11 protein-coding genes and 1 rRNA gene are annotated in these 15,792 nt (G+C 60.1%); 9 read left to right on the forward strand and 3 right to left on the reverse strand.

Annotated features, from left to right (window positions below; translation table 11 throughout):
• Positions 1-7 precede the first annotated feature (7 nt).
• Entirely contained in the window at positions 8-700 is a 693-nt protein-coding gene (gene lapG / locus AC3WMV_RS18245) for a cysteine protease LapG (RefSeq protein ID WP_007962016.1), read from the reverse strand.
• 196 nt (positions 701-896) lie between these two features.
• Between lapG and AC3WMV_RS18250 the strand changes: the two genes are divergently transcribed.
• The 5 genes from AC3WMV_RS18250 to AC3WMV_RS18270 all read left to right on the forward strand — a co-directional run bounded on the left by AC3WMV_RS18250 (position 897) and on the right by AC3WMV_RS18270 (position 7,977).
• Positions 897-1,607 (forward strand): GntR family transcriptional regulator, encoded by a 711-nt coding sequence (locus tag AC3WMV_RS18250; protein ID WP_027611110.1) that lies wholly within the window; start codon positions 897-899, stop codon positions 1,605-1,607.
• 769 nt (positions 1,608-2,376) lie between these two features.
• Complete coding sequence (locus AC3WMV_RS18255) at positions 2,377-3,153, forward strand: DUF3050 domain-containing protein (RefSeq protein WP_103367800.1); 777 nt, start codon at positions 2,377-2,379, stop codon at positions 3,151-3,153.
• A complete protein-coding gene (locus AC3WMV_RS18260; RefSeq protein ID WP_103367801.1) occupies positions 3,150-4,079 on the forward strand; it encodes a diiron oxygenase in 930 nt (309 codons plus the stop codon). The genes AC3WMV_RS18255 and AC3WMV_RS18260 overlap by 4 nt, the downstream gene beginning before the upstream one ends.
• 13 nt (positions 4,080-4,092) lie before the next feature.
• Positions 4,093-7,485: an amino acid adenylation domain-containing protein gene (locus tag AC3WMV_RS18265; protein ID WP_103367802.1), complete on the forward strand. Its 3,393-nt coding sequence runs from the start codon at positions 4,093-4,095 to the stop codon at positions 7,483-7,485.
• A 24-nt stretch (positions 7,486-7,509) separates the two neighbouring features.
• Positions 7,510-7,977, forward strand: a complete 468-nt coding sequence (locus AC3WMV_RS18270; protein ID WP_103367803.1) for an SRPBCC family protein — start codon at positions 7,510-7,512, stop codon at positions 7,975-7,977.
• 126 nt (positions 7,978-8,103) lie between these two features.
• Here the strand turns inward: AC3WMV_RS18270 and AC3WMV_RS18275 are convergent, their stop codons facing one another.
• Entirely contained in the window at positions 8,104-9,984 is a 1,881-nt protein-coding gene (locus AC3WMV_RS18275; RefSeq protein WP_095140130.1) for a methyl-accepting chemotaxis protein, read from the reverse strand.
• 311 nt (positions 9,985-10,295) lie between these two features.
• Here AC3WMV_RS18275 and AC3WMV_RS18280 point away from each other — a divergent pair, with 311 nt between their 5' ends.
• From AC3WMV_RS18280 to AC3WMV_RS18295, 4 genes are all read left to right on the forward strand, one after another.
• Positions 10,296-10,796 carry a sigma-70 family RNA polymerase sigma factor gene (locus AC3WMV_RS18280; RefSeq protein WP_103367804.1) on the forward strand — a complete coding sequence of 167 codons (501 nt, stop codon included), beginning with the start codon at positions 10,296-10,298 and terminating at the stop codon, positions 10,794-10,796.
• Positions 10,796-11,797: a FecR domain-containing protein gene (locus AC3WMV_RS18285; RefSeq protein ID WP_103367805.1), complete on the forward strand. Its 1,002-nt coding sequence runs from the start codon at positions 10,796-10,798 to the stop codon at positions 11,795-11,797. Before AC3WMV_RS18280 ends, AC3WMV_RS18285 begins: the two co-directional genes overlap by 1 nt.
• Before the next feature lie 87 nt (positions 11,798-11,884).
• Complete coding sequence (locus tag AC3WMV_RS18290; RefSeq protein ID WP_103367806.1) at positions 11,885-14,386, forward strand: TonB-dependent siderophore receptor; 2,502 nt, start codon at positions 11,885-11,887, stop codon at positions 14,384-14,386.
• Between the two features lie 77 nt (positions 14,387-14,463).
• Positions 14,464-15,642, forward strand: coding sequence for a PepSY-associated TM helix domain-containing protein (locus AC3WMV_RS18295; protein WP_103367807.1), 1,179 nt, complete (start codon positions 14,464-14,466; stop codon positions 15,640-15,642).
• Positions 15,643-15,707: 65 nt separating this feature from the next.
• On the opposite strand, the gene rrf is transcribed toward AC3WMV_RS18295, so the two are convergent.
• A 5S ribosomal RNA gene (gene rrf / locus AC3WMV_RS18300) occupies positions 15,708-15,792 on the reverse strand; the annotation flags it as partial.

Consider the following 15,792-nt stretch of genomic DNA (forward strand, 5'->3'; position numbering starts at 1 on the left):
CGTGCTCCTAGTTAGTCGTTTCGACCGGGAAACCTTCGGCCTGCATTTTCTTCAGCACATCCTGCCAGCGCGACAGGCGTTTGGTGTCACCGACCTTTTTGTTGCCCTTGGCTCCCGGCAGGTACAGACCTTCAGCATTGAAAGAGTAGACCGGCAGCAAATCGGTTCGCTGGGACGCAGGCTGAATCGGATCGATCAGGCTGTCGAGCACCAGCGGCATGGCATCGGGGGTGGCGTAGTAAGTCAGCACCATGTGTGCGCGATTCTGGCGCAGTGCCTTGACGTAGGTGATGCGCAGCTTGTCACTGGAGACCCCGAGATGGCGCAGGCTGAAATACTTGGCGATCGCGTAGTCTTCGCAATCGCCTGCGCCTTTCCACAACGCTTCGATGGGCGTCTCCCAATAATCGACCTGCCCCCACAGATCGATATCTTCTACATAACGCACCTGTTTGTTGAAAAACAGGTTCACCACTTTCAGCTTTTCCATCTCGCTGACCTGTTTCTGCGTGGCCAGCAGGTTTTGCCAGGCATCGATCCGCTGCTGCCCGGCACCCAACGGGCCGTAGAGCGCCGTAGCCTTGCGGCTGATCGCGGAAAAATCCCAATCGGCATGCAGGCCGCCCAGCATGACGCCGGCCAGCAACAGTGCGCAGCCTAGCCAGCGCAGAGTCCGGGGGATCGCGAAACGTACCGCCACAGCAGGTTTCCAGGGGGCAGGAAGGAAAGCGTTTGATGGTGAAGCTTAGCCCGGCAAAAAACAATGGCACCATGAGATCATCGCCATCGCGCTAAACTTCATTCAGGACAGCAATCCTTTACATGGTTTGACAACCTGTAGAGCAATCACTAGTGTCTTTGGATCCAAATTCCGTCGTCATTCAGGGTGAGTAGTTGTGACACAGAAGCCCAAACCGCTGCACAGCATCAAAGTCGATGGGCCGATTCCCGCACACCTTGCCCGCTCGATCATCGAAGAAACCCTGCGCTCGGCGATCCTTGACGGTCGCTTGCCGTGCGGCACCGCCCTGCGCCAGCAGGATCTGGCCGACCTGTTCGGGGTCAGCCGCATGCCGGTGCGCGAGGCTCTGCGCCAGCTCGAAGCGCAAGAACTGCTGAGCGTCACCACCCACAAGGGCGCCGTTGTAGCGCCGCTGATCCAGGGCGACGCCACCGAAACCTACGAGTTGCGGATCCTCCTCGAATCCGAAGCCATGCGTCAGTCGATCCCGTTGCTGACCAGCGCGGATCACGCGCTTGCCGCCGGCTATATCGAAGAACTCGAAACCCAGCACGACTACAGCGAAATCGGTCGGCTCAACCGTCTGTTCCACATGGCCCTGTACAGCAAGGCACCGAATAAGCGTCTGCTGCGGCTGGTCGAGGACGGCCTCAACGAGGAGGAGCGCTTCCTGCGTTTCAATCTCGAAGCCATGGGCCTGGGCAAACTCTCCCAGGAAGATCACCGCGCCATGCTCCAGGCCGTGATCGAGCGCGATGTCGAGCTGTCGGTGAAGTTGCTCACACATCACCTCAACCGTGGCGTCGACGTGATCACCCGCTTCCTCGCCAGTCCCGCCGGACAAAACCGCAAGGCCGTGCGCTGACGCCCTTCACGCCGGTCTCAGGCCTTCGCGCCTGACCGGCGAATAACCCGCTTACAAATCCTCTCCCCGATCCTCCGCAAACCTGGTGGCGGATCCACGTGTTCGCTCTAACCTCCCAGCGCTCGCAAGCCCGCCATTGCGGCTCGGCGCGGACGAATCGGTCATAGCCGTCCCGCCAATTTACCCGCACTCTTTAACGGCCACCCCATGAAGAACGGGCGACGCGCCGCACCGCCGGCGCAGTCCCCGCACCAGGAACCTACGGAAGGAGCCTTGCCACGGGATAAAAGGAAGTTACGGCGCCGTTTCCGGCCCACTTTCATTCCTATACATCACATTCAATTTTTCGCTTCTTAAAGTTGCTTTGAGTGAGGCATTCACTCTTGTATTCAATTTTGGCCATTATTTGCCGAAAGGAGCAACTACGCCCAAGTAAAACTTAAACAAAAAGCTTTACCGGGCCGACTCATACTTGAAAAACATACAACTAAAAATAATTAAAAATAAACTTGTTAAGTTATTTGACGATGTATTAGCTTTTCCTCGCCGAGCAGGTTCTACCTGCAAACACGGCACGGCTCCGCAGTCAGCCAATAGCTTTGGCAAATATTCGCCAACGCATGGTCGAGAGCCTTTCATGCACTTTGCAAACTTTCATTAATCCGAATGAGGCCCGCGTTCGCCAATAGAAAACATTTCAAACTTATCAAGTCCATGTTGATGCACTGAACGAGCAACTCCCTCTATTCCAATAACACCGAGGTTCGCCATGATGCCAACTAAAGAACAACTCGCCCTGAAAAAAGCGCAATTGAGCGATCACCCGATCTTTACCGAGATCGATTCGTTATCGGTACTGCGCCGGTTCATGGAATCCCACGTCTTCGCCGTGTGGGATTTCATGTCGTTGACCAAGCGCCTGCAACAGGAACTGACCTGCACCCGCCTGCCATGGTTACCGCCACGCGATCCGCATGCTGCGCGGCTGATCAACGAGATCGTGCTCGGCGAAGAGTCGGATGATCGTCCCGCCCACGGCCATTACAGCCATTTCGAGCTGTACCTGGACGCGATGCGCGAAGTCGGTGCGAGCACCACGGCGGTCGAACGGTTTGTCGCGCTGCAACAGGAAGGCGTGAGTTACGACGTCGCCCTGCAAAGCGTTGAGGTTGATCCGGCAGCGGCGAAATTTGTGCGCGAGACGCTGCACACCGCGCTGCACGCACCGGGCCACAGTGTCGCCGCCGCGTTCCTGCATGGCCGTGAGAGCGTGATCCCGACGATGTTCCAGCGCATCCTCGATGACTGGGGGATCGGCATCGAACAGGCACCCACCTTTCGCTATTACCTGGAGCGCCACATCGAGGTCGACTCCGAAGATCACGGCCCGGCGGCAGAGCAACTGCTGGAGCGCCTGGTCGACGGTGATCCGCAGCGTGAGGCCGAAGTCTACGCCAGCGCCATCGCGGCGGTGGATAGCCGCATCGCCCTGTGGGACGGCTTGCGTCTGAGCATGCGCGAGCCCTTGGCGGAGGTGGCCCAATGAACGCCGCCGATTACCAATCCTTCGCCGACGCCTGGGAAACCCGCGCCACCATCCGCACCCGGCCACGGCGTGTTCTGGAAGACGATGAGCGCCTGATCTATCCGCTGAGCCGCCAGCCCCTGGTGCTCAGCGAAACCTTCCTGCGCGAATGCCCGCAGCAGCGTGATTTCGCCCTGGTGCAGACGCTGTACAAGTTCATCAACGACGTGGTGATTTTCGAAACCGAAATCGTCGACCAGACCGCCCGCGCCATCGCCAAGAATCGCTTCGCCGTACCCTTCCCGTTCGCCTGTCGCTACGACGCCATGACCGTGGTGGTGGACGAGGATTACCACGCGCTGGTGGCGATGGACTTCATGCAGCAGACCGTGGCCATGACCGGCATCGCGCCGATCGAACTGCCCACTGAAATCGAACTGAGCCGGGCAATTCCTGCCGCTGTGGCACTGGCGCCCGAGCACCTGCGCAGCGCGGTGGAACTGATCTGCGTGGCCATCGCCGAGAACACCGTGACTGGTGACGTTGCGGCGTTCGCCCGGGACGATACGGTCAAGCCGTCGATCAAAGGGCTGATGGCCGATCACCTGCTCGACGAGGGCCGGCACTCCAGTTTCTGGGCGCGCATGGTGCGCATCTATTGGCACACCGCCAATGACGCGGATCGGGAAACCATCGCGCAGATCCTGCCGGTGTTCATCGGCCATTACCTGACCAACGACATCCAGAAGTCCTTCGATCTGCGCCTGATCGACGCCTTGCCGGTCAGCGAGGCAGTGCGCCGCTCGCTCAAGGACGAGATGGCCGGGTTGGCGTTCCCGATCAATCGCCACCATCCGCTGGTGGGCAACATCGTACGCTTTTTCCACAACAGCTCGCTGCTCGACACGCCCTGCGTGCAGCACGCCCTGCGTGACTATCTGGTTTGATGAGGAGGCCGACATGAGACGTCTCGACATTTTATTGATTGGCGCCAGCCAGGCCATGACCGACCTGGCGCAGGAACTCGAACAACACGGTCATTCCTTACGACGCAGCGGTACGGCGCAATCGCCGGTGGATCTGATCATTGACGATGGCTTCATCGGCGCTGGCGATTTCTGCGCCATCCCGCACTTGCATCTGCGCCTCGGTATCGCTGCGCAGAGCCTTGGCGGTTTACCGACGCTCGACCTGCTGTGCTTCCTCGGCTCGTCACTGATCAGCCGTGTGCCGATTGGCGATGAGCCGTCCGGCAACGGTCAGGCACTACGCCAGCGGGTGCTGACGCAGGTGGTTGACGAAGTCGCGCTGCTGGTCAGCCGTTTCTCCCGCGATGCCGAGTATTTGCAGCAGGCAGTGCCGGCCATGGCGCCGGACTTCGAACAGGTGGAGGACCTGTCGTTTCTCGACAGTCTGGCTTACATCCATCGCCTCAACGCCACGACGCATCCGGCATTGTTGCAACAGGCGCAGACACCGTTGATCGAGCGCCTGCAACGCAGCCTGATCGAACACGCCGAGCGACCGGCGCTGCACCTGGCCGAGCACTCGCTCAGCTACCGCCAGTTGCACGCGCACAGCCGTGCGATCCAGCAACGTCTGCAGCCACTGCTAGAGCAGCATCCGCAGCCGTGGATCGTGGGTATCTGCCAGCCGAAAAGCCCGGCGCTGTTCGCCTCGATTCTGGCGGTGCTCGGCAGTGGCGCAGTGTATCTGCCGCTGGAGCCGGGCCATCCGTTGCAGCGCCAGCAATACATCCTGCAAAACGCCGGCGCGGTGTTGTTGCTGCACGACGGCGAGCATCCGCTCGGTGAGTCGATGCCCGGGCTGAATGTCAGTCGTATCGACAGTGCCGACGCCGATCTCGACCTGCCGCTGATGCGTCAGCGGCCGACGCTTGAAGCACCGTGCATGGCGCTCTACACCTCCGGCACCACCGGGCATCCGAAGGGCGTGCTGTTGAGCCAGGCGAACCTCGCGCACTTCACCGCGTGGTACGCCGATTACGTGCAGTTGCGCACCGAAAGCCGAGTTCTGCAGTTCTCTTCGCTGAGCTTCGACTCGTCGCTGATCGATATCTTTCCGACGCTGCTGCAGGGCGCCGAACTGGTGGTACCGGATGACACCCAACGCCGCGATCCGCTGCAACTGGTGGCGCTGATCCGCCGTCGGCAACTGACCCACGCGTTCCTGCCGCCGGCGCTGCTGAGCATCCTGCCGCTGGAGCAATTGCAAGGTGTCGAGGTGATGACTGGCGGCGACGTCTGCGAGCCCTTCGTCATCGAGCAATTGACCCGCCAGGGCAAGCTGCACAACCTCTACGGCCCCACCGAAGCGACGGTGCTGATTACCGCTCGCCAGCTCAAGCCGGGTGACAGCAACCGCACCCTCGGCGCGCCGATTGCCAACAGTCAGGTGCTGATTCTCGATGACGAGTTGCAACCGGTGCCGGAGAACACCGTCGGCGAATTGTTCATCGTCGGCCCCGGCGTTTGCCTCGGCTACTTGAACAATCCGCAGCAGACCGCGGAGCGTTATCTGACCCTGCAACTGCCGCACGGTGAGAGCTTGCGCGCCTACCGCAGTGGCGACATGGCCAAGTGGGGCGAACACGGTATCGAGCTGTGCGGACGGCGCGACAATCAGGTAAAGATCCGTGGTTTCCGGGTCGAACCGGAAGAGATCGAGCGCTGCCTGCGCGAGAGCCAGTTGTACCGCCAGGTGGCGGTGGTGATCGACAGTCAGCGGCGGATTCTGGCGTTCCTTGCGCAGCCGCAATCGGACGCCGCTCGCGATGCATTGAAGGCGCATGCTCTGCAGTTTCTGCCGGACTACATGCAACCGGTGGCATGGACTGAACTGGCGCAGATGCCGTTCGCCAGCAACGGCAAGGTCGACCGCAAAGCGTTGCTGGAGCTGCCGGTTAGCGTGCAAGACAGCGGCCCGAAATGCCTGCCGGCAAACGCTGACGAAGCGCTGCTGCTGGAGATCTGGGCGGAACTGCTGGAGCTGCCGAGCAGCGATATTTCCACCGACGAAAGCTTCTTCAATCTCGGTGGGCATTCGATCCTGCTGTCGCGGATGTTGCTGCGTTTGCGTGAGGAATTCGGGCGCAGCATCTCGATCAACCGCTTCATCGAACTGCCAACCATCATCAAGCTCGCCACGCTGGTGCGCGGTACCGATGACAGCGCGGTGCTCAGCGCACAGGCCATGGCCGACGCCGAACGCCCGCTGAACATCGAGCCGCTGCCGATCAGTCGCCTGGGTGATGTGCACAAGGTGATCGTCACCGGCGCCAACAGCTTTGTCGGCATGCACATCGTCGAAGCGCTGCTCGGTTGGGGCGCCAGCGAAGTAGCCTGTCTGGTGCGTGACGGCGGCGGGCAAACGGCGGCGCAGCGTTTTGCTCAGGCGCTGCGCGAGAACCGTCTCGAGCATCTCGATTTGAGCCGGGTGCGGATCTACTCCACGGACCTCACCCGCCCGCAACTCGGCCTGGCCGACGACGATTATCAACGCCTGGATCGCGAGTTCGGCGCGCTGGTGCACAACGCCGCCAACGTCAATCACGTGCTCGATTACGAGTCGCTGGCGGCGGATAACGTCGAGCCGATTTTCGAGCTGCTGCGTCTGTGTGAAGGACGCAGCAAAAAGGTCTTCAACTTTGTCTCGACACTGTCCGCTTCCAGCACCGTCGACGGCGAAGGCCGAGTGCTCGAACTGCCCGCCGCGCCGACCCCGCCGATCTACATCCGCAACGGCTACAACCTGTCGAAGTGGGTCGGCGAGCGCGTCCTCGAACGGGCTCGCGAGCGTGGGGTGTGGGTCAACCTGTATCGCCCCGGCAACATCAGTTTCAACAGCCTGAGCGGCGTCTGCCAGCCGCACAAAAACCGTTTGATGCTGATGCTCAAGGGCTCAATCCAGCTCGGTCAGGTACCGGCCTTCGAGCTGAATTTCGACCTGATGCCGGTGGACTTCCTCGCCCGCTTCATCGCCTTCCACGCCAGCCGTTATTCGACCGAGCGCGCGGTGTTCAACCTGCACAACCCCGAGCCGCTGAGTTGGGATGCCTACGTCGCTTCGTTCCGCGAAACCGGCAGCGAGTTTTCGCTGGTCAGCGTCGCCGACTGGCAGCAGCAACTGGGCCGGGTCGATGCCGACAACGCGCTGTTCGGCGTGCTCGGTTTCTACCTCAACGGCTTCGAGGAAGACATCGGCGACATCTCCCTGATCGGCCACGCCAACGCTGAAGCCGGCGTGCAACAGATGGGCGCGCACTACCCGGAAAAATCCCCGGCGCTGCTACGTCGCGGCTGCGATTACCTGAAAGAAATCAACTTCATCTGATTCATCCAAAAAAGGAGCAACACCATGAGCAATCTGCAACCCGACACCCTGATCAAAAACCCGCACGGCTGCCACGTTGTGTCGTCGGTGGAAGTGCCGGCGGACGCGGCGCAGGTCTGGGCGGTGGTCGGCAATTTCGCAGGCTTCGACCGATTTATTCCGGCGCTGTCGCACATCGACATGACCGGCGACGGCGTGTCGTCGCTGCGCAAGAAATTCTTCAAGGACGGCAACGTGGTGGTCGAACAACTCAACTCCCGCGATGACCAGGCACGCGCCATGACCTGGACCACGATCTACAACACCTTGGGTGTGGCCAATCTGTGGGCGGCGATGAACGTGGAATCGCTGGGGGCGGGTAAGTCGCGGGCGACCTGGACGATCATTGCCGAACCGGCTTCAGGTGGGGAGGAAGCGCTGCCGGGGTTCAAGGATTTCGTGCAGGGGTTTGCCGATGATGCGATGGGGAATGTGCTGAAGCTGTTTGTGTAAGGCTTCAGTTCTGCGGTGATTGAGCTACCGCAATCGCGAGCAGGCTCACTCCTACAGTTGGAATGCGTTCCCCTGTAGGAGTGAGCCTGCTCGCGATCAACGATAACGCGGTCTCGAATCTGACAATCAGATCTTGAAGCTGTCCACCAACTGCTTCAGGCGATTGGCCTGCTGCGACAACGCATCACAATCCTTCAATGTTTCATTGAGGTTGGCCACGCTCTGCTGGTTCAGCAGGTTGATCTGGTTGACGTCGACGTTGAGGGTTTCCACCACCGCCGTCTGCTCTTCGGTCGCCGCGGCCACCGACTGGTTCATGCCGTCGATTTCGCCGATGCGCTGGGTCACGCTGACCAGGCGCAGACCGGCCTGATTGGCCACTTCCACGCTCTCTTCGCTGGACGCCTGACTGGCGTTCATGGTGGTCACCGCTTCACGCGAACCGACCTGCAAGGAGGTGATCATCTTGTGGATCTCTTCCGCCGATTCCTGGGTGCGATGCGCGAGGTTACGCACTTCGTCCGCCACCACCGCAAAACCGCGTCCGGCTTCACCGGCACGGGCCGCTTCGATGGCCGCGTTGAGCGCCAGCAGGTTGGTCTGCTGCGAGATGCCTTTGATCACATCGAGGATGTGGCCGATGTTGTCGGTGCTGGCGTTGAGTGTTTCGATCTGGGTGCACGACAGGCTGATCTTCTGCGACAGCTCGGTCATCGCCTGAATGGTCTGCTCGACCACCTGACGACCGTCATCGGCCTGCTCGCTCGCGCCGCTGGCGTGCTGCGAAGCATCGGCGGCGTTGCGGGCGATTTCCTGAGTGGCGGCGCCCAACTGGTTGATCGCGGCGGCGACACTGTTGGTGCGCGCGCTTTGTTCGTCGGAACCGATGATCGAGGCGTTGGACGAGGCCATTACCCGTTGCGACAGGTCGTGCACGTGACGGGTGGCCGACGACACTTCGGAAATCGACGCGTGAATACGCTCGACGAACTGGTTGAACGAGCTGCCCAGTTCAGCGAACTCATCCTTGCCTTCCACGACCAGACGCCGGGTCAGGTCGCCTTCGCCTTGGGCGATGTCCTGCATCGCGCGGCCCATGGTGGTCAGCGGACGCATCAGGACGTTGATCAGCAGGCTCAGCAGCAGCGCAATCGCAGCAACTGCGACGAACATCGCAATCAGCGCCGAAGTACGGAACTGGCTGAGGGCGGCGTAGGCCTTGTCACGATCGATCGACAGCCCGATGTACCAGTCGGCATTCGGCAAACCGCTGACCGGGGTGAACGACAGGATGCGTTCCTGGCCGTTGAGCACTACGTTCTGGTTGCCCTTCTCGATGCGCACACCGGAATTCGGGTAGATGTCCTTGAGGTTCTTCATCACCTGGTCTTTGTCCGGGCTGACGATCACCTGACCGTCACCGCTGACCAGGAACGCGTGACCAAGGCCACCGAAATCCACCGAGTTGATGATCTTCACCAGGGTTTCCAGGCTCAGGTCACCGCCGACCACACCCAGCAGTTCGCCATTCTTTTTCACCGGCATGGCGATGGTCACGACCAGACCACCGACCGCCGCCATGTATGGCGGGGTCAACATGGTTTTGTCGGCGACCACGGCCTGCTTGTACCAAGGGCGCTGACGCGGGTCGTAGCCGTCGGGCATCTTCGCGTCAGGGCGCTGGGTGAACACTCCGTTGGCCTGACCGACGTAGGTGAACTGGAAGTTCGAGGTGAAGGCCGGTTGATCGACCAGCCCCGGGAAGTCGGCGTCCTTGCCCTGATGGGCAACGTTCTGCGCGAGGTTTTCCAGCACCAGAATTCGCCCGCTCATCCAGTTCTGCACGCTGCTGGCGGTCAGATCGCCGGCCTGCTGCACAGACGACTGGAGGTTCTGGCGAATGGTGTTGCGCTGCAGATAGTCGTTGTAGAGGGTGAACAAAGCGAAAGCCAGGACCACGACGCCCGAGGCGGCCAACAGGATTTTATGGCTGAACTTGAGATTCATTTCATGGGACTTCTTATGCAAAAGTGGGGATGCGTTCCGGGATGCAACATTCCATGTACAGCGCAGGCGGCGTTCTGACGGCCGCTCTACTTTGGTGCACGCATGTCTCACCAGTCTGTCGGCACCATTCGCGGAAATCTTAGGGCTGCGTGGGAAATGCCCGGCATTTCTGTCAGATTCCCGCCGAACGGCGTGCCAGAGCGTCCGCCACGAAGTTTTTTTGCTGGATCTCCGAGCAGAGGTTGCAAAATTCGCAGCCCCTGATAAAAATGCGACTAATTATCATTTGTGACGTTCGGGCTGTCGCGTTCATGTCCTCACCTGAGTTTGCAGTGCAGGCGCTTTACAGGAGTCATCACGGCTGGCTCAACGCCTGGCTGCGGGCGCGGCTGGGCAATGCCGCGGATGCCGCAGATCTGGCCCAGGACACTTTCGTGCGCCTGTTGCAGCGCAGCGAACGCCTGGAACTCAAGGCACCTCGCGCATTTTTACGCACCATCGCCCGTGGCTTGGTGATCGATCATTGGCGTCGTGAAGAAATCGAACGCGCCTATCTCGAAACCATCGCCCATTTGCCCCAAGCCGAAACCCCAAGCGCCGAAACCCGCGCGTTGGTGGTCGAGTTGCTCGAGAGCGTGGCGCGCATGCTCGAAGGCTTGCGGCCGAAAGTGCGTCAGGCGTTTCTGCTGGCGCAGTGCGAAGGTTTGACCCACAAGCAGATTGCCGCGCAGATGGGCTTGTCACTGCGCTCCGTCGAACGTTACGTCGCCGATGCGCTGTATCACTGTTACATGTTGCGGTACGAAGCCTGATGCCTGTGGACAACAACTCAGTCGGGCGCCGCGCCGAGCCGCAGCAACAGGTGGTCAAGCAAGCCATCCACTGGTTGCTGCGGCTGCGCAACAACCATGGCAATGCGCGCCTGAGTCATCAGTGCGACGCGTGGCGCGCCGAACATCATGAACATGAACTGGCCTGGCAGCGCGTGCAGTCGCTGCAGGCGGAATTGAGCCATAACCTGCGCGCAGTGCCGGGTGCCCACGTAGCGCTCAATACCCTGGAAAACAGTGCACAAGGCCTCGGACGGCGACAGGCCTTGAAGCTGCTGTCTGGCGCGGTGCTGATGGGCTCCGCGGCGTGGCTGGCCAAGGACACCTCCGTCTGGCAGCAGTGGCGCGCTGATTACGCTACGGCGACCGGCGAGCGTCGCGGGTTCCAGTTGCCCGACGGCACGCGGATCGAGCTGAACACTGCCAGCGCAGTGGATCTGGACTACACCGCGCAGCAGCGGCTGATCCAACTCACTCGCGGCGAAATCATCGTCACATGCGGCGGTAACGATGAAGGCGCGACGTTCAACCGGCCACTTCGCGTGCAAAGTCGTCATGGTATTTATGAGCCGATAAAAGCCCGCTTCATCTTGCGTCAGGACAGCGATTGCACACGGCTCACCGTCAGCTCCGGGAGCGTCGCCATCCGCAGCGGCGCAACCTCCGTCGAGGCACTCGCGGGGCAGACCTATCTGATCGATCATCATCAGGTGCGCCCGGCAGCGCCACTGGATATGGACGTGGGAGCGTGGGCCGATGGTTTGATTGTGACCCGCAATATGCGCCTGGGCGATTTCCTCAATGAAGTCGGGCGTTATCGTCAGGGCTTTGTGACGTGCGCGCCGCAGGTGGCGGACTTGCGCCTGTCCGGAGTGTTCCGCCTGGAGGACACCGACACGCTGCTGGCCATCCTGCCGCAGACCCTGCCGGTGCAATTGCGTTATCGCACCCGATGGTGGGTCACACTCGAGGCGGTGGCCTGAAATTATTTTGGCGGGTTTTCGCGACAAGTCCGGCTTGGTCAGTAAGCACTTCAACTCAGCCTTTGCGACTTGCCACGGAAACCGACAATGACTGTCCGCCTCACCTGTAAGAAACCGCTGAATTTCACTGCCGAATCGGGCCTGCTGCGCCACGCCGTTCGCGCTGCCCTGCTGTCCACCGTTCTGGGTGCCGGTGCGCTGCCCGGGCTGAGCCTCGCCGCCCCTGCCAGTGAAGCGAGCAGTCATCGCTACAGCATCGGCGCCGGCCCGCTGGGCGAAGCGTTGAACCAGTTTGCCCGTCAGGCAGGCATTACCCTGGCGATGACTCCGCAGCAAACGCAGGGACAACAGTCTCCGGGCGTACAGGGCGAATATTCAACTGATCAGGCGTTGAGCCATTTGCTCAGCGGTTCGGGCCTGGAAGCAGTCAGCCAGGACGGCAGCAGCTACGTCCTGCGTGCTGTCAGTGAAACCGATGCGCTGGCACTGCCAACCACCGATATCAAAGGTTTCGCCCTCGGCAACGCACTCGGCAGCATGGAAGGCTATAACGCCACCCACAGCCAGATCGCCACCAAGACCAGTACCGCGTTGCTGGAAACTTCGCAAAGCGTGTCCGTGGTCACCCGCGAGCAAATTGACGATCAAGGCTCGCAGACCGTCTCCCAGGCGATGCGTTATACCCCCGGCGTGCTGACCAACCCTTACGGGGCGACCCATCGCTACGACTATGTGGCGATGCGCGGCTTCAACGATGGCTCGGTGGATAACATCTACCTCGACGGCCTCAAGTCGATGGGCGACAGCGGGACCTACAGCACCATGCAGGTCGATCCGTATTTCCTCGAGCGCGTGGATATTCTCAAAGGCCCGTCGTCGGTCTTGTATGGCCGCAGTTCGCCCGGTGGCCTGGTGGCGCTGACCAGCAAAAAGCCGTTGTACGAGGCCTATCATCAGGTTCAGGCCACGGTCGGTACCCAAGGTCAGCGCGGGGTCGGTTTTGACTTCAGCGGCCCAGTCGATGACGACAAGAGCATTGCCTATCGTCTGACCGGTTTGACGGATCAGTCCGACACACAATTCGACCACAACAAGGAAAAACGCTTCGCCCTCGCTCCGACGCTGAGCATCGATTTCACTGAAGACACCTCGCTGACGCTGCAGGCGTATCTGCAGCACGATCCGGATGGCGGCTACCACGGTGGCGTGCCGGCGGACGGGACGATTCATCAGCGCAACGGCAATCGCATCTCGCCGCACTTCTTCGAGGGTGAGCCGGGGATTGATGGCTACTCGCGGGATCAGCAATCGTTCGGCTATCAGTTCGAACATCGCTTCAACGACGTCTTCACAGCGCGGCAGAACTTCCGTTACCTCGACTCCAAAGTGAACATGGATCAGGTTTACGCCTATGGCTGGACGACGCCAACCAGCAACGAACTTAACCGCTACTACACCGGCGGCGATGAACGTCTGCATGCGTTCATCGTCGACAACATGCTGCAGGCCGAATTCTTCACCGGAGCTACCAAGCACACCGTGTTGATGGGTGCGGACTATCAGCGGCGCAAAACCGTGGTCGACTGGACCAGCGGCGGTCTGGCGCCGATCAATGCGTTCAACCCGGTCTACGGCAATTCGGCGATCGATATGTACGGCGACACAAGTTACCTGCGCCGCCTGGAGCAGACCGGGGTCTACCTGCAAGACCTGATCGAGATGGATCAATGGCGGTTTTCGCTGGGTCTGCGTCAGGACTGGGTCGAGACGTCGGATGAGAACCGTATCGCCGAAGCGGGCCGTCCGGTGGGCACGGAAATCAACGACCGCCGCACCAAACTGACTGGCCGCGCCGGCGCGTTGTATCTGTTCGATAACGGCCTGGCGCCGTACATCAGCTACTCCGAGTCGTTTAACCCGAACTCGTATGCCGACAGCGCCGGTAATCCTCTGCCTCCGACCGATGGCACACAGTGGGAAGTCGGCCTGAAGTATCAACCGCCGGGCACCGACAACCTGTTCACAGCCTCGCTGTTCCGCATTGATCAAGAAAATCTGGCGACCAAACTGCCGCAGGAAAACTTCTATCGCGCTGTAGGCGCTGTCCGTTCGCAAGGCCTCGAACTGGAAGCGCACATGCAGGTGACCGACAACCTGAAAGTGCTTGGCAGCTACACCTTCACCGATATCGAGTACTCGAAGTCGATGGTCAGCACCTTGAGCACGCCGACCGACGTGATCGAGAACAAAGGCAACTCGCCGACTCAGGCACCGCGGCACATGGCCTCGTTGTGGGCCGACTACAAGTTCGACAGCGCGGTACTCGATGGCCTGCGTCTGGGCGGTGGTGTGCGTTATGTCGGTTATAGCTGGGCGGACGCGGAAAACACGCTGAAGGTGCCTTCCTACACCTTGTTAGACGCCTCGATCGGTTATGACCTGGGCAAGGTCGGCTTGAAGGGCGTCGACGTGCGCTTGAATGCGAACAACCTGACCAATGAGTCCTACGTGGCCTCCTGCGCCAGCCTGAACTTCTGCTACATGGGCGAAGAGCGCAACGTCGCCGCCACGGTCAGCTACCAGTTCTAAGCCTTTGCCTTGTGCATAAAAAAGCCAGCCGCTTATTTCTCAGGGGCTGGCTTTGTCGTCTTTGTGGGGAAATCTTCATGCGCGCATTGTTGGTGTTGTTGCATCGCTATATCGGCCTGGCGACGGCGGTGTTTTTGCTGTTGGCCGGGATTACCGGAAGCATTCTGGCGTTTAATCATGAGCTGGATGAATGGCTGAATCCGCAATTCTATGCGGCTTCCGCCGAGGGTCAGCGATTGCCTCCAGGGGCGTTGGTCGAGGCTGTGCAAACCACCCATCCGAAGCTGCAGGTCTGGTACATGGAGTATCCGGACGAGTTGGGGCATACCGCGCTATTGGCAGCTGTTCCCCGTAAGAATCCGGCGACGGGCAAACCATTTGATGAGCGCAATCAGGTGTTCTATCTGGACCCGGTGAGTGCCGAGCAGAAAGGGCAACGTTACTGGGGCGAGTGCTGCTTTTCCCGGGAGAACTTCATTCCGTTCATTCTCGAGTTTCATTACAACCTGACGCTGCCCGGAAACTGGGGCTTGTGGTTGATGGGGCTGGTTGCCAGCGCCTGGGTGATCGATTGTTTCATCGCGCTGTGGCTGACGTTTCCTCGTGGCAAGCCGTTCTGGAAAAAGTGGTCGGCGGCCTGGAAGATCAAGGGCGGCCACGTTTATCGACTCAACTTCGATCTGCATCGGGCCAGTGGATTGTGGCTGTGGTTGTTGTTGCTACCGATTGCGGTCAGCAGTGTCGCGATGAACTTGCCCAGTCAGGTCTTCAAACCGGCGGTGTCGCTGCTTTCACCGATCGAGCCGAGCGTTTATGAGGCTCGAGGGCGAATGCCTCCATCTGAGTTGGGGGTGACACAGTTGAGTTATCAACAGGCGTACGAAAGGGCATTGGTCGAGGGGAAGAGGTTAGGACTGACAGCGGCGATCGGGGAGTTGTATTACAGCTTTGAGTACAACTTCTACGGCGCAGGATTTGGACAACATGACACTCAAGCGCATGGAAAATCCTGGTTGTTCTTTCACGGCACGGACGGACGATTATTAGGGCAGGAAATCGCTGGAGAAGGGACATTGGGGGAGCGGTTTTATCGATTGCAATTACCGATACATGGCGGGCGGATCATAGGCTTTACCGGGCAGGTGCTGATCGCAGTATTGGGTGTTGTGATTGCGGGACTGTCAGGGACTGGCGTTTACATCTGGTGGCGTAAGTGGCAAGCCCGACGTATCAGCAAGGCTCGCAAAGCGGCCTGATGTTCGGAAGCCCTGAAACGACAAAACCCCTGTCTGCGTTAGCAGACAGGGGTTCTGGAATTTAATCTTGACAATGACCTACTCTCACATGGGGAAACCCCACACTACCATCGGCGATGCATCGTTTCACTTCTGAGTTCGGGATGGGAT

The organism is Pseudomonas sp. FW305-3-2-15-E-TSA4, from assembly GCF_058787295.1.